This window comes from Candidatus Amarobacter glycogenicus (assembly GCF_016704105.1).
GTDB lineage: Bacteria > Chloroflexota > Dehalococcoidia > Tepidiformales > Tepidiformaceae > Amarobacter > Amarobacter glycogenicus.
Window position 1 is genome coordinate 130354 of the sequence record NZ_JADJAT010000006.1, and the last position, 23553, is coordinate 153906.

Genomic DNA, 23553 nt, shown 5'->3' on the forward strand with positions numbered 1-23553 from the left:
GCGGTAGCCTGGCAGCACACCCAACGAGGCCGGCCCAGTAGGACCGGCCTCGAAGTTTTCGGGGAGGAACCTTCGGGAGTTCCCGCTACTTCCCGCCGGCGGGCGCGACATCTTCGACGCGTTCGGGCGCACCCGGGTGCATCGGCCTGCCGGGCATGAAGGGCGGGCGCTCGACGGGGGCCGCCCGGCCGAAGGTGTGAGCCGGGTTCAGGAGCGCGATAGCGACCATGATGCCCGCGACGATCACGCCCTGAGCGATGAACAGGTTCGTCGCTCCGACGCTGTCGGCGACTCTTCCGAGCGGGAAGGCCATGAGCGGCATCGCGCTGAAGCTGAGCATGTTGATACTCATCACGCGGCCGTAAAACTCCGGCCTCGCCGCATCCATGATCAACGTGCTGTTGAGTGTCTGGTAAGCAGTGAGCGCCAGGCCGAGGACGAGGACCGCTCCAATCGCACCCGGGTAGCCGAACGAGCGGGAACCCAGCGCGAGCAAGACAAGGCCGAGGCCGCCGGTAATGCCTGCGACCCACTGAAGGAGGGTCTTGCGGTCGTACGCAGTGAGGGTGGCCACGGCGAGCGAGCCGACGAGCGCGCCCACCCCGGAGACAGACTGGAGGAAACCGAATGCGGCATCGCCTTTGCCGAGGTCTTCGTGCACGAAGCCGGCCAGCAACATGACGTAGGGCATGGCGAAGAAGCTGATCGCGAGCATGGAGATGTTCAGCTGGCGCAGGCGCGAATCACGGGCGACATAGGCCAGCCCGTTGCCGATTTCGCGGAACATGTTCCCTCGTGCCACGGCTGAGGCCGCTCCCAGGCCGGTGGGGACGAACAGGAGCAATCCGCAAGAGACCACGTAGAGAGCGGCCTGCAGGAAGTACACCGACTCGAGGTTGATGGTCGCGACCATGACGCCGGCGACGGCCGGACCGAACAACCGCGTGGCGTTCATGGCGGCATTGGACATGGCCATCGCGCTCATGACGTGTTGAGGACCGACTACCTGGGCCATCAGCGGGCTGCGCGCGGGCATGCCGAGGGCCATCGCCGTCCCGCCCCCGAGCCCGAGGAGGAACAGCCATTCGATCGTGATCGTGTCGGTCACGAGCATCAGCGCATTGACGACGGCGAGGAGGGCGGTAACGAATTGCGAGACGAGGGTCAGGTTCCGCTTCTCGAACCGGTCGGCGAGGGAGCCACCCACCAGCGAGAAACAGAGCATCGGGAGCCCGAACGAGAGCGAAATGAGCCCGATAGAGCCATAGGAGTGGGTCAGCTGCCAGTCAAGCAGTGCCCGCGCAACCTGCTGCATCTGCATGCCGGTGAAGGAGAAGAGTGACGAGACCCACAGGTATCGGTAGTTCCGGTTGCCGAACACCGAGAGAGCGGCCCTGAACGACGGCTTCTGGCCGGGTGGACCCATAGGCGGGCCACCAGCAGGGCGCATCGCTCCTTGTTGCTGTGCCATGCAGGTCCTTCGCGGGCAGCCATGACCGAGCCGCCGCCAACATTGTTTAGGTCATCCTAAGCATTTTCGTCCCCTGACGCGAGTGTCCCCGTGAGCCTTCGCGGGCTTTGTTCGGGCGTAAGCGTGCGCCTTCGTTTCTATTGCGTAGCTGCGAGATACTGGCCCGCACACTCCTCCAGGAACACAGGAAGCTTCATGGCACGAGATTACTCCGCCGATATCGCCGACCCCCTCGCCCAGGAGATCGTCAACAACGTTGGCGTCTGGGTGGACCGCGAAGTCAAGCCCGTCGCGAGCGAGTTCGAACACGCCGATGAGTTCCCGGAACCCCTTCTCAAGGGTATGTCGAACATGGGCCTCTTCGGGATCAAGATCCCGGAGGCGTATGGCGGTCTCGACCTCTCGTTCGAATGCTATGCGGGTGTCTGCATGGAGCTGGCACGCGGCTGGATGAGCCTCGCCGGCATCATCAACACGCACGTCCTCGTCGGCTATGCGATTAGCGAGTACGGCACCGAGGCGCAGAAGCAGAAGTACCTGCCGAAGCTGGTCGAGCCGGAAATCCGGTGCGCCCTGACCATCACGGAACCGGACGCCGGTTCCGATGCCCAGGCAATCAAGACCACAGCGAAACGCGACGGCGACGATTACATCATCAACGGCCAGAAGATGTGGGTGACGAACGGCCACCGCGCCGGCGTCTACCTCGCGATGACCAAGACCGACGTCACCGCCAACCCGCGGCACAAGGGCATCACCGCCTTCCTCGTCGACGCGGGCACGCCGGGTTTCACGCCGGGCCGGCGTCTCGAAAAGCTCGGCTATAAGGGCGTTGAAACCACCGAGCTGACCTTCGACGACTGCCGCGTACCCGCCACGCAGGTGCTCGGCGGCGGCGAAGGCCGGGGCTTCCAGCACATCATGAGCGCGCTCGAAGTCGGCCGTATCAACGTCGCCGCGCGCGGCGTGGGCGTGGCGCAGGCCGCTTTCGACGACTCCATCCGCTACGCACAGATCCGGGAGGCCTTCGGCAAGCCGATCTTCGAGCACCAGGCCCAGCAGCTCCGCCTCGCCGAAATGCTCGTGAAGATCCGGGCGGCCCGGCTGCTGACGCTCGACGCCGCCCGAAAGAAGGACTCGGGGGCACGCAGCGACCTCGATGCCGGGATCGCCAAGCTCTACTCCACCGAGATTGCGAACGAGTGCGCGCTGGACGCACTGCGCATTCACGGCGGCGTGGGCTACAGCAAGGAGCTGCCGCTCGAGCGGTACTACCGCGACGCGCCGCTCATGATCATCGCCGAGGGCACGAGCGACATCCAGAAGATCGTCATCGCGCGGGCCATCGTGAAGGAATACCCGGTCTAGGCGTTCACGATCCGCGACTCTGGATTCACAACTCACGAGGAAGATGGGGACTGATATGGGCGACCTGAGAGTGCCGTTGGAGATCGCGGGGACAACGTTCTCCGACTACGAATTCGCGTGGACCTGGGAGACATCGCAGCTCCTCGCTCGGGCGACCGGGTGCTCGATCAGGGAAGCGCCGGACGTTTCCCGGATGATGAAAACTTCCGGCGCGGCCGGCCACCCCATGGTCCCGTTCAACGGAGCGCTCCTGGCCCGCAACCGCGACGAAGTGATGGACCAGCTCATCGGCGGATACGCGAACTGGCAGCAGGTGGGCCGCTGGGGATCGGGTTTGGCGAAGTTCTTCGGCGCGGTGCCGCAGGCGGGCCGCGGCCGGGTCTCCTCGCGAATCACCGAGGTCGGCGGGACATCGAAGGGCCATGCGCTTGTGCGTTTCAACTTCGAGGTGCACGACGTTTCGAGCGGCGCCCAACTGCTCGAGGGTTGGATGCTGATGTTCCTCCTCGGCTGCGCTCCCGAAGGCGCGGGGGCACTAACACCGCCGCGCATCGCCATTCCGGAGCGCGCGCCCGACCAGGTCGTGGCGCACGACACCGACGTGAACGTGACGTTCGACTGGGCCGTCCCTTCTGGCGACTGGAACACGACGCACTTTGTTCTACAGGAGGGCAACCCTGCGCCCCTGACGCACGGCCCGCGAAACATGGGACTGGTGATTTCGGATGCGAGCCGGGTCTTCGCAGGCGGCGATGTCGCCCGGCTCGCGGAGATCACGATCGGCAGCCTGCCGGCGCCCCACTACCCGCCGGAGCCGACCGAAACGCGGTTCTGGAAAGAAGGCGACCGCATCCTCGGCCGGCTCGTGGTGCCGGCAGCCGGGCGGATAGACGGCGGCGACGGCGACAAGGTCTGCATCGACCAAATCGAGTTGCGGTTCTAGTTCGGGCGTCGGGCTCGGCGATGCATCGCAAAGAGACCCGCGGCCGTAGCAAGCATTGCAGCGGCAACCACCGCGCCCTTGTCCCGGTAGCGGGGCCGTACACCAGACGGGCCCGCGGGGCCTGTACCCGTGTCCGGCGCGCCGGGCGGGCCTGCAAGGACTGCACAGGCTGCGAGCAGACCAGTACCGCCTGAACCCGGGCGGTAGACGGCGAGCGACGTGCCGTCGGCGTCGTAGATACTCTTCGGTCCGGCGGTGAGTGTGATGCTGCCGGTGTTAAAGAACTGCACGACAAGCGCGACCGAGTCCACGGTGAACGAGACGTTGGGGCGGATGACATCCTCGGGGCCGTAGTTCGCGGTCTGGGAGCAGTCGCCTCTGCGAAAGAGGACGATGTTGTAAGTCAGGGGTGCGAAGTCGAAGAGGCTGAGCCGCACACGGACAACTCCCGCCGTGTCCTGCGAGAGGGTGACGTAGTGGGTTCGCCCGTCGTTCCCAAAGAGAGGGACGACGACTTCGCGGACGACGTCGTAGTTGAACGACGGTTCGGCTGATGGCTCGGGGGCGGACGTGGGCGGAGCCACGGTGCACACCTCTGTAGAAAAAGCGCCGGCCAGTCCATCGAGGGCAGTCGCCACCCGGTAGCAACGCTGGAAGGCCAAGAGGTCGAGGAATGGGTAGGGCTCTTCCACAAACCATGTTCCGGTCACGGTGGCGAACCCCTCCCACTGCCGCGGCCCGGTTGCCCCGTACGCCGCCCGCGCCCGCTCCAGCACGTATGGGCCGGCGAAGCCAGGCACCGCATCCCAGGTGAGGGAAGAGGTCGCCTGGCGCTGCGCGGACGGGACAAAAGACCCGTCTGGGCTCGTCACCTGGACCGACTGTTCGAGGCGCAACCCGGTCGGCGCCGGCCAGGGCGCCGCGGCGGAAGGAACGGGAGTAGGAGTCGTCTGCGCCCTGGTGTTCGCCGGGTACGCGACGCCGATAGCGAGGCAGCAGGCGAACGCAATCGCTCCAAACCGTGCAACCCGACTGCCCTCGCGGGGCGATGGTAGGTTCATGCCAGTCCCTTTCGAGCGGATTCGATCGCCCGACAATTCACTTCCCAGCCCGGTCGCCCGCGAACTCCATCTCCAGCCGCTCGGCATCGAATGCGCGCTTGAGGCGGCGGCGGAGGTCCGCTTCGAGGGACCACTTCGCCGCGGAGTGAGAGTCTCCGGCGACTTTGAGCCCTACCTGTCCGCCTGGCAGTGCCTCCTGCTGGACGAGCCGCGGGTGGGCTGTGAGTTCGTTACCTCGTTCGGCCGCGAGCTCCAAACAGACACGGTTCACGATGGCGGCTGCCTGGTCGGCCTCGCGGAACGGCACTTCGAGTTCGATGACGAACCGGTTCAGGCCGGCCGTCCGGTTCGTCGCCACGGTGATTGCGCTGTTGGGGATGGTGTGGACGTTGCCTTCGCTGTCACGGAGCACGGTGCGGCGCGGGTTGATTTCGACGACCTCGCCGGTGATGTTCGCGACGGTGACCGTGTCGCCGACGGCGTACTGGTCTTCGATGAGGATGAACATGCCGTTCAGGACATCTTTCACGAGCGTCTGGGCGCCGAGGCCGAGAGCGATGCCGACGATGCCGACGCTCGCCACAAGCGCGGACACGTTCAGGCCGAATTCGCTCAGGATGAGGCCGGCGGCGACGAAGACGAGCAGGACGCGGAAGCCCCAGTTGAGGGTGGTGGCGAGGGTGCGCACGCGCCGCTCGATCGCGGCACGCTCTTCCAGGCGAATGCTGACGGCGCGGGCGAGCGCGCGACTGAGCACGCGGGAGACGAAGACGCGGAAGACGACTGCGAGGATGACGAGGAACCCAAGCGCGAAAAGCAGGCGGGCAACGTGGCCATCTTCCCAGATGCCCCAGTGCTCGATGCTCTGCGTGAGGGCGAGGAACGGGCTCACGCGGGCACCAGCTTTGCGTAGCTCTGCAGCAACCGCCGCGTCCCGGCTGTTTCAAAGGCAACCACATACTCGACGTCGCTGCCGTTCTTCTGGGCGCTGACGATGACGCCGGGGCCGAACTTCGGGTGGGCGACTCGGTCTCCGGCGGACCACATCGAGTCCTCGGCCGGCTCGACGTTCTCGAACATCGAAGGCGCAGCCGCGGCCTCGGCGTAGGAACGCCCGGTGCTCCCGTATGGTCGTTTGGTGTGGGCCGGTACGTCGTTCAGGAAGCGCGACGGCGGGTTCGCTGCCTGCTGGCCGAATGAGAACCGCCGGTAGGAACGCGAGAGGTAGAGGAGGTCCATCGCCCGCGTCATACCCACGTAGCAGAGGCGCCGCTCTTCCTCCATCTGGCGGGGGTCGTCGAACGAGCGGATGTGGGGAAGGACGCCCTCTTCGAGGCCGATGAGGAAGACGACCGGATACTCGAGGCCCTTGGCGGCGTGAAGCGTGATGAGGGTGACGGCGGGACGCCCTCGCGGAGCTCATCGACATCAGCGACGAGGGCAACGTCCTGGAGAAAGGCTGCGAGGTCACCCTGGTCGCCGCCCACGTCCTCGTACTCGGTCATCAACGAGCGGAGTTCGAGCACGTTCTCGATGCGGTCCTCGGCATCGTCGCCACCGTCATGGAGGTACTTCGCGTAGCCCGTGAGCGTGAGCACCTGGTCCAGCAATTCGGGAAGGGGGCGCCCAGCATCAGCCTGGAGGCGGTTGATGATGTGGACGAAGCCCGCGACCGCCGCGGCCGAGCGCCCGGTGATGGCCGCACCAAGCCCGCCGGCGACGCCTTCGCAGGCATCCCAGAGGGTCACTCCGTTCTCGCGCGCGAACTCATCCAGGCGGTCGACGGTCTTGTCGCCGATGCCCCGCCCGGGGACATTGATGACGCGCAGCAGGCTGGCTTCATCTCGTGGGTTCTGCGCGAGCCGGAAGTAGGCGATAAGGTCCTTGATCTCGCGGCGCTGGTAGAAGCGCACTCCGCCGATCAGGCGATAGGGAATGCGATGACGGACGAGCGCCTCTTCCACGGCACGTGACTGCGCGTTCGTCCGGTACATCACCGCGACGTCGCCATAGCTACGCCCGTCCGTCGCCAGGCGGCTAGTCTCTTTCGCGACGAACTCGCCCTCTTCCTCGTCGTTGTAGGCATCGTACGTCGTGATGAGGTCGCCGCCCTGGCGGTCGGTCCAGAGCTTGCGAGGGTGGCGCCCGGGGTTCTTACCGATGACGGCATCGGCTGCTTCGAGGATGGCGCCGGTCGAGCGGTAATTCTGTTCGAGGAGGTAGACGGCGCAGTTCGGAAAGTCGCGCTCGAAATACTGGACGTTGCGGACATCGGCGGCCCGCCAGGAATAGATGCTTTGGTCCGGGTCCCCGACGACGGTGATGTTGCCGTGGCCGGAGGCCAGCTTGCGCGCCAGCTGATACTGCACCGGGTTGGTGTCCTGGAACTCGTCGACGAGGACGTGCTGATAGCGGTTCGCGTATTTCTGCAACATCTCCGGCACTTCGAACAGGCGCACGGCGTAGAGCAGCAGGTCATCGAAGTCCACAGCGGAGGCGGCCTTCAGCGCACGTTCGTAGGCGGCGTAGGCGCGGGCGACTACTTCGTCGCCGTAGCCGCGAACCGTCGAAAGGAGGGCCTCGGGAACAAGCATCTCGCTCTTGGCGTTCGAAATAGCGGAGAGGACCGCTCGGGGCGTGAACCGGCGAGGGTCGACATGGAGTTCTTCGAGTACGCGTTTCACCAGCGCAACCTGGTCCGCATCATCGTAAATGACGAAATCCGGGGACAGGCCAATGGCGCTGCCGTCGATGCGCAGCCAGCGGGCGCACATGCTGTGAAATGTGCCCATGTGGAGGCTGGCGGCGTCCTCGCCCAGGAGCCTGGCCGTGCGTTCGCGCATCTCGCGGGCTGCCTTGTTGGTGAACGTCACGGCGAGGATGCGCCACGGAGCGATGCGGTGCTCGATGACGAGGTGGGCGATGCGATGCGTGATGACGCGCGTCTTGCCGCTGCCGGGTCCGGCGAGGATGAGGACGGCGCCGTCACCGTGCATTACCGCCTGCCGCTGGGGCTCGTTCAGACCCTCGAGCAGTTCGGCCTGGCTGGCAATCGTCTCCATCCAGGGGATTCTAGCATTCGCTCACTCGCCCTATCCATTTCGGTTTCGCCTCCAGTATTTGTCTGCGCTACAGTGGCTCTGCTGCGCGGCGGGAAGCGCGAGGGGAACAGTTGGACATGTTCTTGATTTCGTGGCCAGGCGGATCCTGGGAAGCGACCCTGAAGTACGGGATCGTGTTCACCGTCATCTTCCTCAGTGCCTTCTGGATCGCGACCGTGTTCTGGACCTACCGGGATATTCGCCAGCGAACCCGCGACCCGATCCTCCAGACGGCGGCCGTGCTGCTGGTATTGATCTTCAACTTCCCGGGACATTGGATCTACCTGATTGTCCGGCCCCGCCAGACGCTGAGCGAGCTCTACGAACGGTCACTCGAAGAAGAGACCCTCCTCCAGGAACTGGAAGACCAGAAGGCCTGCCCAACCTGCAAGCGCCGGGTGAAGGATGACTACCTGGTTTGCCCAAGCTGCCGGACCCAGCTCAAGGAAGCCTGCCGCCAGTGTTCGAAGCCGCTGAGCTATGCCTGGGTGACGTGCCCGTACTGCGGACTGGAAAAGCCCCCACGCGAAGGCATGGCGCCGCGCCCGGTGCGCCCGCCCGCGGCGGCGGCCCGCCCACAGCCCGTCGCACCACGCCCCCAGGCGCCGGCCCAGGAACAGCGGGCACAGCCGAGCCGGCCGATACAGCGCCCTCAACCGTTGAACAACCCCACACCAGTCCGCCCGGATCCCTTCGGCACCCGCGGCCGGGCCGCCGGCGCCACGGAAGATGGCCCGGTCATAGGAGAGTAGTCGGATGCCAGCACCGTTGTTGCCCGCCTACCTTCAGCGAATCGGATACGAGGGGCCGGTTGCTCCAACGGTCGAGACGCTCCGGGGCATGCACCGCGCGCACTTCTTGCAGGTCCCCTTCGAAAACCTGGACATCCAGCGGGGAGTCCCAATCGTCGTCGACCTGGACCACAACTACGACAAGATCGTGACTCGCGGGCGAGGGGGATTCTGCCTGGAACTGACGAGTCTGTTCGCATGGGCCTTGCGGGAAATCGGATTCAAAGTGGACATCCTCGGGGGCCGCGTGCTGGCGGCGTCCGGCCAATTGGGCGAGCCTTTGAGCCACATGGCGCTCGCCGTCTATCTCGACGAACCCTGGCTTGCCGACGTCGGTTTCGGGGGACGAGTAGCACAACCGCTGCGCCTGAGTGAACGAGGGCCTCAGACATCCGGCGCCTCCACATACACGGTGGCGAACGATGGCGATCACTGGTTGGTCACCTGCCTGGATCCGTGGCTGGCGCCGCAGGCTCCCCGCACGTATGTCCTGACGCTGCAGCCGCGGGAGCTAGGTGAATTTGCCGGCGTCTGTCATTGGCTCCAGACATCACCGGATTCGGCGTTCACCCGGGGAGACGTGGTTTCGCTCAGCACGGACCACGGACGGCTGAGCTACTCGCCCGGGCGCCTGACTATCGCATCAGGGGACACGAGGGAAGAGCGAGAGGTGGCCCCGGAAGGAGTCGGTCCCGCACTGTCCGAACACTTCGGCATCGTCCTGTAAACGAAAGACACTCCTCGCTCACACCTTCGCGAGCACCAAAGGGAGCAGGGCTTCTGCGACCAGGCGCTGAGAACGCTCGTCGGTGTGGACGCCGTCGGGTTGAAAGAACCCGAGCCGCGTCTCCCCACTGCCGAGCAGGTCTTCATGAAGGATCCAGTCGAAGTGCCGTTCAAGCGCGGCAGCCCTGAGCGTGCGTCCGACCTCTGCCTGGGTCTCGTAGAGCCGCGGGTTCAAATGCGCGAGCTGCCGTGTGTAGGACGCCCCGCCGAGGACGATAGTGTGGACGTTCTCTGCTCGGGCCAGGACGCTGAAGCAGTCGGTGTAGCTCTCGAGAAGGCCCGAGAGGGTGAGCGAAGGGCGAGTCCCGATGAGCCGGCGCCCTCCCCGGCGGACGACCGTGAGGGCGCGCTCCTGGTTCGACCCGTGCCTGGCCGGATGGCGAGAAACGAACCGCTCGAAGCGCTCCGCAGCCGAGGCCACGGGCTGTCCGAAGCGTTCGCGCAGCCGGTTGGAAACGAGCTGGACGACGACACCGTACGTTGAAAGTGCGATGACGACGAAGTCGGGACGCTCCTTTTCGAGCTGGCGTTCAACGAAGGAGGCAGCGGAGGGCCCGGCGAAGAGCAGGCGATGGACGACCTCCGTTTCGACTCCTGCCTCATGCACGAGGTCCTGGAGGGCCCACGGCCAGCCGTCTCTCTGATTTGCGAGCCGCGAACCGTCGGTGTCGCTGTGGCCAAAGACGAGGAGCTTGACCCGGCGCCTCGGCTGGCCGATCCCGCCGGCCAGCTCAGGCGAGCGCTTCGAAGAGTCCGCTGCCTTCGAGCAGTTCAGCCATTCGGTCGAGCTTGCGGTCTCCCTGGAAGCGGGTGTGATCGAACACGCCCTCCAGTGCGATCACCGTGTTTTCGGTGTCAGTGCGGCTCAGGAGCACCGGGATGCCCTTCGCCGACGCCGCATCGAAAAGGTATTCCGACGGCCGGCGGCCACCGGTAAGAATGAGCACATTGGGGTCTGCGCGGAGGGCGGCGAGATGCTGGTCCGTCTTGTCGAACCGTACGACGACGGCTTTCGACTCGAAGCGCCGGAGGTATGGCTGTCCCGCATCGGAGCCGATCGGGGCGATGACCAGGTGGTCGCTCGTCGCGCCGGTGTCGCCTTCCACCAGGACTTCGGCGTGGAGGGCGGCCTGCGCTTCGGCGACGCTGAAGCCTGCGAGCACGCGGTCTTCACCAAGTTCGAGGACGGATGGCGCGCCTTCAGTGACATGGACGCCGGTGACGCCATCGACTCCGGTGACCACAACGGCGGCGGCGCCTGCGGGAGCGGCGGGCTTCTTTTCTGCGGCGACAACGACCAGCTTCGCATCGCCGCCCGGGTAGGCGGCGAGCGGCCCCTCGACGACCAGCGTCTCGCCCGGCGCCACGGCGGGAATCGCAGCCACGGCTTCATCTGCGGAGCCGGGCGCGAAATCCAAGGAAGCGAACCAGGCGGCATCCGCGGGGGCATTGCCTCCCGCTTCTGCCAGGCGTACGAGACGCACAGGGGTGCCGGAATAGGCGAGCTTGCGGGCAATGGCCGCCGCGACGCCGGTCTTGCCTTCGCCGGGTTGTGCCGAACCTACGTAAATCACTGCCATCGACCCGTCCTCGGCGCCAGAGCGCCAGCGCAATTGTGACGAAAGGCACGGGTTGAGACAACGCAACGACCGGTTATTCGGCCTCCGCTAGGATGGAGCCATGCCTGCCACCCGCCGAATCACCGTCGAACGCAACCGTCTCCGATTCGCTGCCGCCCACATGGCCACCTTCGGGGGCGCCTGCGAACCGCTCCACGGCCACAACTACGATGTCATCATCGAACTCGAAGGCGAGCTCACGGAGGACTCCTGGGTGTGGGATTTCGGCGCCGTGAAGCGTGCGGCGCGGGCGCTGACCGACGACCTGGACCATCACTTCCTCCTCCAGCGCAACAGCAAGCACCTGGAAATGGTGGAGTCGGCGGAGTCCTGGACCGTCTCGTACCGGGGCAAGTCCTACACGTTTCCGAAATCCGACGTGTATCCCCTCCCGATCGAGAACACGACGAGCGAATGTATCAGCGAGTGGTTCGCCGGGAGGTTGCTGGCGGCACTGCGAGAACAGGGCGCCACGCACCTGCGGAAACTTTCGGTTGGGATCGAGGAAATGCCGGGGCAGACGGGCTGGTATACTGTCGAGATGTGAAGCCGCCTCCCTTTCGAGGCGGTTTTGCTGGCAGTGGAGGTAGGCGATGCAGCTCGACTGGGACAAAGCGATCAACGACATCCTGTCGGAGAAGATGACCTGCCAGGCGTGCGGCGCGATGGGCGAGCAGATGATCGTGGGCTACACCCGCGAAGCGGCCGCAGCCGAATTCGCCACGCGCTGCAAGGAATGCACCGACAAGTCGGACTGTGATGCGCGCAAGCTCGTGGTGGTCTGCGAACCGTGCGCGCGCCAATATCGCGTGAACGGCGAGCTGATGGACGAAGCGGGCATGATGAGCGTCCTTATCGACGAGTGCCGGCGGAACCTGGAAGACTCGATCGACTACCTCGCCACCTACTGGAAAGAAGAGATCGAAGTCGACTTCGATGACATGGCGAAGGGCCTCGACCAGGTCGATCCCGAGCTCTTCAAGGAGGAAGACTCCTGGCGGCTACGCCTGGAAGAGGAGTACCTCCAGCTCCACCGTTGGTTCCGCGAGAACCATGTGCCCATCCCCGACCCAGGCTGGCGCTCGACCTACACCGAAGAGGTCATCGGCCTGGGTTACACCACGCTCCTCGGCGATTGAGCGACACCTCGATTCCCTGAAACGGGGCACCTGTTATACTCAATCGGAGCGCGGAAGTAGCTCAGTGGCAGAGCGCCTCCTTGCCAAGGAGGAGGTCGCGAGTTCGACCCTCGTCTTCCGCTCCAAGACTATCGAAGCCCGCCAACCCGGCGGGCTTTTTGCTGGGCGAGTCTCAGAGCCAGCGCCGCAGCCAGTACTGCTCGAAGGCGATCTTCGCCGCATGCCAGGAACGCCCAGGGCGGTGCATCGCCACCTTCGGCACGGGAGATGCGAAGAAGTCGCCTCGAGCGAGCCCCGACTTGCCTCCACCGGTCTCCAGGAAGCAGGTGCCGTGCCCGTCGAAGGCTTCTTCCCGGAGGTCCCCGCGGATGCGGCGGGCGACGTTCTCGGCGACGACTTCGGCTTCGCCGTGGGCGAACACGCCGGCCTTCGGGAGGGCGAGGCCGTTTTCGAGCGGGATGACGGTGCTGTCGCCGATTGCGTAGACGTTGCTCGCCCGGGTGCGCAAGGTGGCCCGGTCGACCGGTATCCAGCCATTCGGACCAGCCAGGGAGCTCTTCGCGATAACATCCGGCGGGCGATGGGGAGGAATGACGACGGCGAGGTCGTGCGGGACCAGCTCCCCGCCGAAACGCAGTGCGGTTGGCTCGACCCCTTCGAGAGGCGTGCGCGGGTGGAAGGTGATACCCCGCGCGGCGAGCTCGGCCGCCACGCTGTAACCCGCCTGGGGCCCCGCCACCGGGAGCGGGAGCGGCTCGGGGGTGTACATGGCGATCTGCGAGACATCGCGGATGCCCCGCTGGCGCAGGTAACCATCTATGAGCATCGCCGTCTCGTATGGGGCAGCCGGGCACTTGTAGGGAAGCGACGCGATGGCGACGGTCACCCGCCCACCGGTGAAGCGGTGGAGTGCGTCGCGAAGGCGCTCCGCCGAGGGAAGGTCATAAGGATGATGCGTGTGTTCGGAGAGGCCGGGGATGCGCTCCGGATCGAGCACCGCCCCCAAAGCGACAACGAGATGGTCGTAGCCGACCACGCCGGACTCGGTCTGGACCTCGGATGCCGAGGTGTCGATACCGGTGACGGTTTCATGGACGAGTTCGACGCCGCGCCGTGAGAGCCCGGAGTAGTCCCGCGTGATCGTCTTCGGCTGGCGCTTGCCAACCATGAGCCAGAGAAGGGAGGGGGCGAAGGTGAAGGTGGTGGATCGTTCGATCAGGATCACCCGCGCCGCCGACCCAAGCTTCTGCTTGAGCCGGGTCGCGGCGACCTGGCCGCCAATGCCGCCGCCGAGCACGACAACGCGTTGAGGACTGTTCTCGGCCATTTCAATCTCCTTAGAAGACGAGCACCCGCTCGCTCTCGGTAATCCACGCTGCAAGGTCTGCCATGGTGGCCAGGATCGCCTCGGGAATAACTTCGCCCTGGCCGATCCCGCAACGGTTGATGCAGGTGGTGCAGATCTTGACCCGCCCGCCCCTCGGGAGAAGAGCGCGGAGCATGGCCTGCAGGTCGAACTCGGAGCCCTCGGGCATGGCGCCCTGGCGGACAACGTCGATGGCATCGTTCATGACAAAGATGCGAACCGGGGAGTTGCGATCGAGGAGCGTGGACGCCAGCCGCAACGCGTTCCAGGTCGTGTCGCCGTCGAACGGCGCGTGGCTGAGGACGATCAGGACCGTGGGCGGAGTCCCGGCCGGGGTACGGCCCACAATCCGGCGAGGCAGATTCTTCACTGAGCTGAGCATTCGGTTTTCCTTTCAGGCGGTCTGGAGTGGGAGGCCGGCAGCCCTCCACTCGGGAACTCCATCTTCGAGCCGCACAGCCGGGATTCCGCGAGACCGCAGCACTTCTACGGCGTCCACAGAAAGCAGGCAGTACGGCCCTCGACAGTAGGCCACTACTTGCTTTCCGGAAGGGATGGCCGCCAGCCGCGCTTCGAGCTGCTCGACCGGGATCGAGAGCGAGCCCGGGATGTGCGCGGCCTTGTATTCCGCTTCCGGACGGACGTCGACAACGACGACTTCGCCGGTCTGCATTTTCGCCAGGAGTTCATCCCTGCTGATGGGCAGGAGCGAGTCCCGGCCAGCCACCAGGTCGACCATGATGCGGTCGAGCTCGGAGAGTTGCTCCCGCGCGAGTTCGCGCAACGAGAACCAGAACCGGACGACCCGCTCTCCCGCGATGCGGTAGTAGACACGGGGCGGGTCCCGCCGCACCTCTGCGAGGCGGCACTCGGCCAGGATCCGGAGTTGACGGGAGGCGTTGGAGACACTGAGACCGGCTGCCTCTGCCAGGTGCTCCACGGTCTGTTCGCCCTGGCAAAGCCGGTCCATGAGCTTCAGGCGGCTCGGCGAAGAGAGGGCGTCGGCAATCCGCGCGAACTGGTGAAAGATGGCGTCGGCCGGTTCAACTTGCATAGTTGTGCAACTCTGCAACAACTAGCTTCGGGCGTCAAGAGGGGCAGAACCCAAGGACGTTATGTAGTGCGGCCCGGAAGCCCATCTGTCTGCTGCCCAGGGGGCTATTCGCTGGCGACCTCGAAGTCGCATCGCACCCAGCGATCGGCCGGGACCGGCTGCCAGTTCAGCATGTTGTACTTGATATGGCCGTAACCGCCGGAGAAGCCGAGCCACTTCACCATGCCCGGTTCTATCTCGTTGGCGCCGGACCAGTTCCTGTACTGCATGGGCTCCCAGCCGTTATAGGAGACGATCTGCCCCGGCTTCACGTTCGGCGCAACCTTCACCCTGGCATGAAACTCGCTCAGGTCGTTGAAGATCCGGACGAGGTCGTCGTCCTTCACGCCTCTCGCTTCGGCGTCATCGGGGTTGACCATGACGCTTGGCGAACCCCGGTGAGTCCCGAGGACGAGTCGATTGAAATGGTTCATCGAGTGGACGGACCAACGGTTGTGCCCAGACGACATCCCGAGCGGATAGTCACCGCCCATGGTTGGATTGGGCTTGTAGGTCGGTAGCTGCTCGTCGCCCTCGAGGAACCACTCGTGGTCGATATAGAACTGGGCACGACGGCAGTAGGTGGGGAACGGTTCGCCAAGCTCGATGTGCTTGGTAAACGGCGTGATCACGTTGTCCGGCTTCAGTTCGGTGGCCTGGCCGAGCATGTAGGGGCTCATACCCATGCTGGTGAAGCGCATGAACCCGGTCTCACGCAGCTTCGCGAGGGTGGCCCCTTCGGGAAGCGTTCCGGCGAGCGCGGAGTCCCGGATTTGTTCATCGGCAACCGTCTCTTCGTCCTTGTAGTAGCCGCCCATGGTGTACCCCGCCACGAGCCGATCGTAGCGCGTGATGGAGCCATCGGGCGCCGTGAAGGCTTCGAGTCCTCGTTCCTTCGCGCGTTCGGCGACGGCCCCCAGGATCGCAAGGAAGATGTCCCACTCGCTGCGGGCCTCGCCGGCCGGCTCCACGATCTTGTCGGCGAGGGTGAGGTTGGCGACGAATGGACCGGGAATCGAAAACGCGACTTTTTCGTAATGCTGGGCGGCCGGGAGGAAGTAGTCGGCGTTCTGCACAGTGGCGTTGAATTTGAAGTCGATCGCGATGACGGCCCGGAGCCGTGACCAGAGGCCGGCCATCGACTTCTTGCCGCCACGAGTCCTTCGAAACGTGTTGCCGCCACACTCGATGTATACCTGTGGCTCGGCATCCTTCCGCGGGTGATCGAGGCCGTCCCACCAGCCAGCTTCGATGGCGGCATTCATGTACTCATCGAAGGTGCGGGCCATGGAGCGGTCGCTCCAGTCGGGGTTGTTCCAACGCTCGCGGAAGTCCATCTGGTTGTACCACCAGAAAACGGGAGGAGTATTCGCCTCGGCGGGCACATCGTCCCCTGTCCTCTCATCCATCATGCCGAGGAGGCCGCGGCGCCCCTTGACCATCTCGTACATGGCCAACTCATCGTTGATCAGCGAGGAATCCATCTTCTTGACCATCGCGATCGCGTTGTCGCGGCCGGCGATGACCGCCTCGGAAGCTTCGGCTCCGGGGCCTCGCTTGTTCATGGCGATCTGGGCGCCGTCGTGGAGCCCCGACGCCCACGTCCTCAGGCCAGTGCCTTTCTTGCCCCAGTTTCCGCTGGCGGCCAGGACCAACGACATGGTTCGCTCAATCAAGTCCCCGTGGTACATCTTGCAGGCGTTCATACCAAGGAAGATGTTGGTGCGTTTGGCGGCGATCTTGCGGGCCACCAACCGGATGACGTCGGGATGCACCCCCGTGATGCTCTGCTGCTTTTCGGGCGTGTAGTGCTCATCGAGCTTGCGGCGGAGCACGGCGCAGACCGGTTCGACGGTGACGGTCCGTCCATCGTGGAGCCTGACATCGAACTCGCCTTCGAGGGCGACCCTGGCGCCGTCGAGCTTCAGAGTTTCGCGGTTCGCGAGGACCAGACCCTTTTCGGGATGCCAGTGATACAGCTGGTCTTCGCGGCCCAGGCCCTCGATGTCGGGCTGGCGCAGGAACTTCCTGTTGTCACGCCGGACCAGGAGGGGCATGTCGGTCTGTTCGCGCATGAAGTCCCAGTGGGCAATGTCTTCCGCGAACATCACCTGGACCAGCGAGAGCCCGAAGGCTGCATCGCTCGCCCCTTCGAGGTTGACCTGGTAGTCGGCGTGCGTGTGGGAAGGGTTCACATCGGGCGAGACGTTGATGATTTCCGCTCCGTTGTACCGCGCCTCGCTGAAGAAGTGGTAGAAGGGAATCCGGGTGTAGACAGGGTTGCTGTTCCAGATGACGAGGAGCTCGGAGTGGAACCAATCATCGGCAGAACCTTCGACGTGGCTCTTGCCGAACGTGGCGTAGACGCCGCTGTTGAAGTCGCCGATGACCGCGTTGAGGTCCATCGCCTGGCCGCCAATGAGCCCGAAGAAGCGGCCCGTCGGGCCGCCGACGACCGCTTCGGGGGTGCCTTCGCGGATGATCGACCGCGGGCCATGCTCTTCAATGGCATCGACCAAGATGTCGGAGATCTCCCTGAGCGCCTGGTCCCAGGAGATGCGGTCCCACTTGCCTTCGCCGCGCTTCCCGGCCCGCTTGAGGGGAAATTGGGCCCGGTCCGGCCCATGGAGCGACTGGCTCCAGGACGTCCCTTGCATGCAACCCATCGGGTTGAAGTCCGGCACAGCGGGGTCGATCACCGGCAAAGTACCGGAGGGTTCCTCCCTGACAATGACGCCGTCCTTCACGTAGACGCGCATCGGGCACCCACCGGGGTAACAATCGACGCAATGCGTACCCCAGTGGACGGAGTCCCAGGTCGTGTTCTCGCGGTACTTGTTCATCTCAGTCCTACCCCAGCTTGCGAATTCCGAATCGCACCGAACCCAGCGACCGTTCGGCAGCGGTCGCCATGGAAAGGGCGCAAGCGTACCGCAAGGCTACGCCCGCTGAGGATGACTGCCGTCATGTCCGCAGCTAACCGAGGAAGGCGCGACGGGAGGCAATTCCCCGCGGCGACGGGGTGTTTCCGTCGGGGCTTTCGAACGGCCCCCGCCTCTACGGGACCCAGCCGGGCAACTCCGATGCCTGCCGGATCCAGCTCGCCACGAGGTCCTCATCGAGCTGGTCTCCCTCGTGAATGTCGAGGTACCGCACGTCCTTGTCCTTCGACTCGCCGGGGGGCAGGGGTTGCAGCGAACCTCCGCGGAAGAACGCAACTTTGACGTACCGGGTGAAGCAATGGAAGTTGAGGAACCAGCCCTGGCCCTCGACGCCGTAGAAGGGCGAATTCCACTTCACTGCTTTGCGCACCTCCGGGACGGTGCGCACGATGAGCGCGTCAAGCCGGCTCCCGGTCTCGCGCTTCCAGCCGGGCATGGCCGCGATGTAGGCCTGCACGGGAGCGTCGCCATCGGCCTTCGCGATCTGTGGGTTGCCGCCCGCGAGGAGTTTCGGTCCAGCGGTGACAGAGGTTCCGTTTCTCCCAGCCGTTGGCCGCTTGCCATCGCCCGCCGCCGCCCCGGGTTTGGCAGCGCGGGAAGGTCTCGACTTGCGGGAACTGTTGAGGGCGACGGCCTTCCCAACGAGCGCCTTGAAGTCGGCTTCGTCGACTTCTTCTCCTTCGTGGATGTCGATGGCGCGGCGCACGTTGCCCTCGAGGCTCGAGTTGAACAGACCGGCCGGATCGTCCAGAGACGCTCCCCGGGCGAAAGTCAGCTTCACGACCTTCTTGTAGGTTTCACCGGTGCAGATGATGCCGTCGTATGACCAAACCGGAGTGCCTCTCCACTTCCACTCCTCGACGACGTCCGGGGCCGCATCCTTGATGAGCCTGCGCATCCTGGCCAGGGTTTCCCCTCGCCAATCGGCGAGTTCAGCGATTCGGCTTGAGATGAGCTCCGATGCCGCCTGGCCCTGGCTCGCGTCCGATTGGTCCATGCTCTGAATCCTTGAGACTTGAGATGTCGTCGCGCCGCCCAGCGGCTGGTGCGTCGCATGCAAAGAGTTTACCTGAGGGACCGGGGCCAGGTTGCCAGTTGGCAGTGCGGGGGCGCGCACGGCTCGGGCCCGAAGCGGACCCTGGCGCAGTCGGGCCCCTTCAGCCGGCTTTGGGCACGGCAATGCCGACCTCAGCGCGTCTCTCGGCGGTCCCGTGTCGATCAGGTGTTTCGCGAGGCGATCGAGATGTAAACTCTGCTTCCGTTCGACAGGTCGAACGCCAGGCTCCGGAGAGGGGCGCATTCCGCCGCCGAGTCAACACCATGAACGAGAACCCCGAGCCCTCCGTGCCCTTGCTCCAACGCGCTGCAACGCGGCGAGCCATGCTGGCCGGGACGGCAGCGGTTGCCGCAGGTGGCACGGCCGCTGCAGTGGTTGCCCTGGCCAGGAGAGGGGATGGCGGGGGCACGGGCAGGCCGGACATCTCCTCACCAACACCCGACGACGCGAAGCTTGCGGCCGAAGCACTCAAGCAGCCGATTGCAGATCCGATGGCCCGGGCAGCCCACCTCCTACGACGGGCCGGCTGGGGTGGAACACTGGGGGAGATCCAGGCGTTCGCCGAACTCTCGCGCGAGGAGGCCGCCGACCGCCTGCTCAACTTCGGGGCCTTGGACAACGCGGCACTGGACCGCCGCATTGCGGCCGCGAACTTCAACTTGTCCACACCGGGCCGCGGCGTCGACAACCAGCGACCACTCATCACCTTCGAAATGCAGCGCTGGTGGCTGACCCGCATGTCCTACACCACGCGACCGCTGGAAGAGCGGATGACGTACATCTGGCACGGGTTATTGACAACGCAAGTCAGCATCCTGGAGATGATGGGCGCGAAGACCATCATCCGGCAGAACGAGCTCTTCCGGTCCCACGCTCTGGGGCGCTACGACGACCTCCTCCAGGCCGTGGCGAAGGACCCGGCCATGATGATCTACCTCAACACGGTAGACAGCACCGCCGAGCACCCGAACGAGAACTTCGCCCGCGAGCTGATGGAGCTCTTCTCCATGGGCGAAGGCAACTACACCGAAACCGACGTGCGAGAGAGCGCGCGGGCGTTCACCGGGTGGCGGCTAACACCCCTCCAACGGAGGCCGATCCCCCAGGGTCTCAGCACCCCGGAGCGGAACGAGTTCGTGAGTCAGATGTGGGCGGCGTGGCAGCCCGAATGGCTCGTCGACCCGAAACTCCACGACAAGGGAGTGAAGACGTTTCTCGGGCGGACCGGGCCGTTCGGAGGCGAGGACATCATCTCCATTATCATGGAACAGCCCGCAACCGCGCGGTTCGTCACCCGCCGGCTGTTCAGCGAATTCGCCTACCGCGACCCCGACGAGGAGACGATAGGCCGGCTGGTCGACGTATGGGAAACCTCTGGCCATAGCGTCCGGGATGTCGTTCGAGCCATCCTCGTGAGCGACGAGTTCTACTCCATCCGCGCCTACCGCTCGCTTGTCCGCAGTCCAGTCGACTTCGCCGTCGGCGCCGTCCGCGCGCTGGAACTCGAGACGAACTGGCGGGGAATCGAGCGCGCCGCAGCGACCATGGACCAGACCCTCTTCGACCCGCCCAACGTCGCCGGGTGGCCGGGCGGCGAGACATGGCTGAGCTCCAGCACCTTCTTCGGCCGCCTGAACTTCCTCGACACGGTGCTCTTCCCGGCGGGCCGGGCTGCCCCCATTCCCGCCCTCCAGGGTGCTTCTTCTCCCGAGGTGCTTGTGGACGAGGCCCTGAAGCGGCTCGTGGACGACAACATCTCACCGGAATCGCGCGAGTCGCTCTACGCGCATGCGAGAACAGTGACGAATCCGCAGGAACGCGCGGCGGCGGTTGCCTACCTGGTGCTCGCCAGCCCGGAGTACCAGCTCATCTGACGCTTGCTGGCGAAGGCGTCCGCTCTCGCAGCACAGAAGCCCGCTGGCCCCTTCTTGCCCCGTTATGGCGACTCTGCGTTCGAATTGACGCGCAAAAGGGCGCGAGGTCGAGAGAGCTACCGCTCCCGGACTGCGTAGGTCAGGTGCGTCACCCTCGGGGAGGGCTCCGCGCCGACCAGTTCCAGGGCCACGCGGCTTGCATCCACGCCCTCGAACAGGCGGATGCCGGAGCCAAAAAGCACGGGCGAGAGCGCGATCGAGAACTCGTCGATAAGGCAGGCGTTCAGATATTCAAGGATCGTCTCTCCGCCACCGGCGATACGGACATCCCGGTCGCCGGCGGCCTCGCGGGCCCGGTTGAGCGCGGCCTCGATCCCGTCGTTGACGAAGTGAAAGGTCGTGCCGCCCGGCCGCTCCCAGGGGGCACGCTTCTCGTGCGTTACGACGAAAACCGGCGTATGGAACGGCGCCTCCTCCGGCCACGCATGCTCGCCGGCATCGAACATGCGCTTGCCCATCACACTCGCGCCGGTGCGCTTGAACGTCTCCCGCAGGATGTCGTTATCGCGCCCTTCTTCGCCTCCGTCGCCGAGCTTCAGGTTCTCTCGGAGGAACCGCAGCGGGAAAGCCCACTGCTGCAGTTCCATCCACTGCTGCCCCATCAAGTCCCCGAGGGACCCGGGCGCGATAAACCCGTCCAGCGACATTGTCACGCTGAAGAACACCTTTCCGGCCATCAGTCCTCGGCTCCCTTCCGGACGATCTCGGCGATGTAGGCAGCAAGGTTGCCCAGGGTCTGCTGGCCGCCCTCGATCGCGTGGTACTTCTCGACCGCCTCGTCTCGCAGCTCTTTGCTGGGGAACATCGTGCACATCTCGATCAGGGTCGCCGCCCCGACGCGCTCGAACGTGAGGACCGACTCGAAGGCGTTGGGGTCGTCGCGGGACTCACCGTGGAGCATCGCGATCCGTTGCGGCGGGAGGATATCGGTCCAGGTGATCCACTCCTGGTAGTCCGTCCCATCCGGGCCGTGCATCACGAAGTCCCACACTCCGCCGACGCGGAACTCGAACGCCCGCGTGGTCGTGCTGAACCCCTCCGGCCCCCACCAGCGCGACAGGTGCCGCACCTCGGTGAACGCCTCGAACACCAGTTCGCGTGGGGCGTCGATGATCCGCGAGATCACAACCTCGCGGTCGGCGTTCGCGGACTGCTCCGGCACCTCCTGTCCCGTCGCGCTCATCAGCTACACCTCCTGCCATGCTTGCTTGATGTCCTGCACGTATGCGTCCAGCCGGTCGAAGCTCTCGTTCCAGAACCGCTCGAAGCCGCCGGTCCACTCGTAGACCGGACGCAGGCCGCGGGCGTCAATACCGTACAGCCGCTGTTTGCCCGCCTTGCGGTCTCGCACCAGGCCGACCTCCCGGAGCACCCGCAGATGCTTGGAGGCCCCCGGCTGGGTCATCCCCAGCTCCTGGGCCAACTCGGTCACCGGCCGCTCACCCGCCCGCAGCAGCACCAGGATCTCCCGGCGCTGCGGCTCGGCGATCGCGTTGAAGACATCCGAGGTGGTCGATGCTCTTGCTATGCCGTCATCATATGCCTATATTGGCATGTGTCAAGCAGGGTCGGGCTCCTGGCCTCCCCGCACGCCGGGCATCGGCCGCGTCAGGCAGGGCAAGTTCCGCGACAGTCAGCCCGAAGACCAAGACATCGGGTTGATGCTGCCGAGGTTATCGCGCGGCGAGGTGCTCCACGACCTTCCGCAGCCCGGTCACGACCCGTTCATCACGGGGCCTCATGTCAGGCTCGAACCGCTTTCCCAGCAATTCCTGTATGCCGATGACGTATCGAGCAGCGATGACTATCCGCTGCTCGTCGGTATATCCTTTGTCTCCCTCGGAAAACCCGCGCGCGAATTCCTTGGAGTACGACTTCGGATTGAGTTCGTCAAGCTCTCCCAGGTTGAACCGCTCCATCTGGGCATCGTAGTCCGATGCCAGCCAGAACCTGGACGAGTCCATCGTCAGAATCTCGTCCTGGCTCACGATTTTCCCCGCTCTGTTGATGCCGTGTTCAAACTTCGTATCGACAAGGATGATGCCTTTGCTGCGAAGCACCTGCGCTGCCATCCCGAAGGCCACCAGCCCACTGTTGCGTATTGCCGTGTACTGCGCCGATGTAATGTCTCCTTGCCGGATCATCTCCTCAGCGGACGATGTCACGTCGTGATCTTCTGACTTCGTCGAAGGGGTGTCCATGACGTATGGCAGCGGACCATTTGCAACCAGACCTTCAGGGATAATGTGCCCTGCAAACGTCGTATCCCCGCGCTTCCATGCCTGATAGAGCGAGGTCGAAGTTGAACTCGTCGCCATGTATGCCCTGAATATGTTCTCGATGGGGATGAGCTGCAGGTTTTCGGCAGCGATGACGACGTCGTTATCCTCAAGACCAGGTACATCAAATTGCGACGTTCCGATTGCAGGTTCTACCAACCGTCTCATGTAGTTGTGGTTCGCCGCGAGAATCTGGTCCTTGAACGGGATGTGCCCCCTGTTGATATCGTGTGTCGAGATTCGCTGCGTCCTGACCATGATCCGCAGCGGTGTCCCGTCCCGCGTCACAAGCCGGGGGTTTTCCGCTTCGACAACAGTGCCGTCCTTCTTCGTGAATTCGACTCTCCCCCCGTGGATAGAGTCAGAGACTTTTCCCGGCCGCACCGTGAATCCCTTCAAAGCGGGAACGACGCCCGAATCCAGGAGTTCCTGAGTCGTGCTGACCCCTCCTTCGGTCGTCATGTAGCTGTAGACCAGGTCAAGTGCCTGGGCTTCAGTCAGAAGGTCGTTATCCATCGGTATCCTCATAAAGGTCGCCGAGCAGGGCTGCAACCTGGGGTTGCTCTCGACCAACGTCCCAAAGCCTCGTTCTGGATTCAGAAG

General features: G+C 64.8%; 22 protein-coding genes, 1 tRNA gene and 2 pseudogenes. 8 read left to right on the forward strand and 17 right to left on the reverse strand.

Annotation, left to right across the window (positions count from 1 at the left end; translation table 11 throughout):
• Nucleotides 1-85: 85 nt before the first annotated feature.
• On the reverse strand, nucleotides 86-1471 hold the full coding sequence (locus tag IPG14_RS10075) for an MFS transporter (RefSeq protein ID WP_343391702.1): 1386 nt from the start codon (nucleotides 1469-1471) through the stop codon (nucleotides 86-88).
• A gap of 195 nt (nucleotides 1472-1666) precedes the next feature.
• On the opposite strand from IPG14_RS10075, the gene IPG14_RS10080 reads away from it, so the two are divergent.
• Both IPG14_RS10080 and IPG14_RS10085 read left to right on the forward strand, forming a co-directional pair.
• Nucleotides 1667-2839 (forward strand): acyl-CoA dehydrogenase family protein, encoded by a 1173-nt coding sequence (locus tag IPG14_RS10080; RefSeq protein WP_343391703.1) that lies wholly within the window; start codon nucleotides 1667-1669, stop codon nucleotides 2837-2839.
• A 55-nt stretch (nucleotides 2840-2894) separates the two neighbouring features.
• On the forward strand, nucleotides 2895-3782 hold the full coding sequence (locus IPG14_RS10085) for a hypothetical protein (protein ID WP_343391704.1): 888 nt from the start codon (nucleotides 2895-2897) through the stop codon (nucleotides 3780-3782).
• Here the strand turns inward: IPG14_RS10085 and IPG14_RS10090 are convergent.
• From IPG14_RS10090 to IPG14_RS10110, 5 genes and pseudogenes are all read right to left on the reverse strand, one after another.
• Nucleotides 3779-4843 (reverse strand): hypothetical protein, encoded by a 1065-nt coding sequence (locus IPG14_RS10090; protein WP_343391705.1) that lies wholly within the window; start codon nucleotides 4841-4843, stop codon nucleotides 3779-3781. The two genes, IPG14_RS10085 and IPG14_RS10090, sit on opposite strands and share 4 nt — an antisense overlap.
• Before the next feature lie 37 nt (nucleotides 4844-4880).
• Nucleotides 4881-5735, reverse strand: a complete 855-nt coding sequence (locus tag IPG14_RS10095; RefSeq protein ID WP_343391706.1) for a mechanosensitive ion channel family protein — start codon at nucleotides 5733-5735, stop codon at nucleotides 4881-4883.
• Nucleotides 5732-6094 carry a hypothetical protein gene (locus tag IPG14_RS10100; RefSeq protein WP_343391707.1) on the reverse strand — a complete coding sequence of 121 codons (363 nt, stop codon included), beginning with the start codon at nucleotides 6092-6094 and terminating at the stop codon, nucleotides 5732-5734. Before IPG14_RS10100 ends, IPG14_RS10095 begins: the two co-directional genes overlap by 4 nt.
• Nucleotides 6095-6118: 24 nt before the next feature.
• Nucleotides 6119-6232: pseudogene (locus IPG14_RS10105) on the reverse strand (3'-5' exonuclease); the annotation flags it as partial.
• Between the two features lie 404 nt (nucleotides 6233-6636).
• Nucleotides 6637-7905: pseudogene (locus IPG14_RS10110) on the reverse strand (UvrD-helicase domain-containing protein); the annotation flags it as partial.
• A 116-nt stretch (nucleotides 7906-8021) separates the two neighbouring features.
• Here IPG14_RS10110 and IPG14_RS10115 point away from each other — a divergent pair.
• Nucleotides 8022-8696, forward strand: a complete 675-nt coding sequence (locus IPG14_RS10115) for a zinc ribbon domain-containing protein (protein ID WP_343383908.1) — start codon at nucleotides 8022-8024, stop codon at nucleotides 8694-8696.
• A 4-nt stretch (nucleotides 8697-8700) separates the two neighbouring features.
• Nucleotides 8701-9462 (forward strand): arylamine N-acetyltransferase, encoded by a 762-nt coding sequence (locus tag IPG14_RS10120; protein ID WP_343391708.1) that lies wholly within the window; start codon nucleotides 8701-8703, stop codon nucleotides 9460-9462.
• Nucleotides 9463-9480: 18 nt separating this feature from the next.
• On the opposite strand, the gene IPG14_RS10125 is transcribed toward IPG14_RS10120, so the two are convergent.
• A complete protein-coding gene (locus IPG14_RS10125) occupies nucleotides 9481-10128 on the reverse strand; it encodes a hypothetical protein (protein WP_343391709.1) in 648 nt (215 codons plus the stop codon).
• A 124-nt stretch (nucleotides 10129-10252) separates the two neighbouring features.
• A complete protein-coding gene (locus IPG14_RS10130) occupies nucleotides 10253-11101 on the reverse strand; it encodes a DRTGG domain-containing protein (RefSeq protein WP_343391710.1) in 849 nt (282 codons plus the stop codon).
• A 100-nt stretch (nucleotides 11102-11201) separates the two neighbouring features.
• Here IPG14_RS10130 and IPG14_RS10135 point away from each other — a divergent pair, with 100 nt between their 5' ends.
• The 3 genes from IPG14_RS10135 (at nucleotide 11202) to IPG14_RS10145 (ending at nucleotide 12404) form a co-directional block, all read left to right on the forward strand.
• Complete coding sequence (locus IPG14_RS10135; RefSeq protein ID WP_343383904.1) at nucleotides 11202-11687, forward strand: 6-pyruvoyl tetrahydropterin synthase family protein; 486 nt, start codon at nucleotides 11202-11204, stop codon at nucleotides 11685-11687.
• Between the two features lie 46 nt (nucleotides 11688-11733).
• Complete coding sequence (locus IPG14_RS10140; RefSeq protein WP_343383903.1) at nucleotides 11734-12279, forward strand: hypothetical protein; 546 nt, start codon at nucleotides 11734-11736, stop codon at nucleotides 12277-12279.
• A gap of 50 nt (nucleotides 12280-12329) precedes the next feature.
• Nucleotides 12330-12404, forward strand: a tRNA-Gly gene (locus tag IPG14_RS10145).
• Between the two features lie 47 nt (nucleotides 12405-12451).
• Here the strand turns inward: IPG14_RS10145 and IPG14_RS10150 are convergent.
• The 5 genes from IPG14_RS10150 to IPG14_RS10170 form a co-directional block, all read right to left on the reverse strand.
• The gene (locus tag IPG14_RS10150; protein WP_343391711.1) at nucleotides 12452-13606 is read right to left on the reverse strand and encodes an FAD/NAD(P)-binding oxidoreductase; all 1155 of its coding nucleotides are present in this window, start codon (nucleotides 13604-13606) and stop codon (nucleotides 12452-12454) included.
• 10 nt (nucleotides 13607-13616) lie between these two features.
• Nucleotides 13617-14027 carry a DsrE family protein gene (locus IPG14_RS10155; protein WP_343383901.1) on the reverse strand — a complete coding sequence of 137 codons (411 nt, stop codon included), beginning with the start codon at nucleotides 14025-14027 and terminating at the stop codon, nucleotides 13617-13619.
• Between the two features lie 12 nt (nucleotides 14028-14039).
• Nucleotides 14040-14699, reverse strand: a complete 660-nt coding sequence (locus IPG14_RS10160) for a metalloregulator ArsR/SmtB family transcription factor (RefSeq protein WP_343391712.1) — start codon at nucleotides 14697-14699, stop codon at nucleotides 14040-14042.
• 104 nt (nucleotides 14700-14803) lie between these two features.
• Complete coding sequence (locus IPG14_RS10165; protein ID WP_343391713.1) at nucleotides 14804-17581, reverse strand: molybdopterin-dependent oxidoreductase; 2778 nt, start codon at nucleotides 17579-17581, stop codon at nucleotides 14804-14806.
• A 214-nt stretch (nucleotides 17582-17795) separates the two neighbouring features.
• Nucleotides 17796-18677, reverse strand: a complete 882-nt coding sequence (locus IPG14_RS10170; protein ID WP_343391714.1) for a DUF1801 domain-containing protein — start codon at nucleotides 18675-18677, stop codon at nucleotides 17796-17798.
• Between the two features lie 323 nt (nucleotides 18678-19000).
• On the opposite strand from IPG14_RS10170, the gene IPG14_RS10175 reads away from it, so the two are divergent.
• Nucleotides 19001-20611, forward strand: a complete 1611-nt coding sequence (locus IPG14_RS10175) for a DUF1800 domain-containing protein (RefSeq protein WP_343391715.1) — start codon at nucleotides 19001-19003, stop codon at nucleotides 20609-20611.
• Nucleotides 20612-20727: 116 nt separating this feature from the next.
• On the opposite strand, the gene IPG14_RS10180 is transcribed toward IPG14_RS10175, so the two are convergent.
• From IPG14_RS10180 to IPG14_RS10195, 4 genes are all read right to left on the reverse strand, one after another.
• Entirely contained in the window at nucleotides 20728-21348 is a 621-nt protein-coding gene (locus tag IPG14_RS10180; protein ID WP_343391716.1) for a dihydrofolate reductase family protein, read from the reverse strand.
• Entirely contained in the window at nucleotides 21348-21854 is a 507-nt protein-coding gene (locus tag IPG14_RS10185; RefSeq protein ID WP_343391717.1) for an SRPBCC family protein, read from the reverse strand. Before IPG14_RS10185 ends, IPG14_RS10180 begins: the two co-directional genes overlap by 1 nt.
• A 3-nt stretch (nucleotides 21855-21857) precedes the next feature.
• Nucleotides 21858-22199 (reverse strand): metalloregulator ArsR/SmtB family transcription factor, encoded by a 342-nt coding sequence (locus tag IPG14_RS10190; protein ID WP_343385209.1) that lies wholly within the window; start codon nucleotides 22197-22199, stop codon nucleotides 21858-21860.
• 145 nt (nucleotides 22200-22344) lie between these two features.
• Nucleotides 22345-23523: a phosphoribosylaminoimidazolesuccinocarboxamide synthase gene (locus tag IPG14_RS10195; RefSeq protein ID WP_343391718.1), complete on the reverse strand. Its 1179-nt coding sequence runs from the start codon at nucleotides 23521-23523 to the stop codon at nucleotides 22345-22347.
• Nucleotides 23524-23553 lie beyond the last annotated feature (30 nt).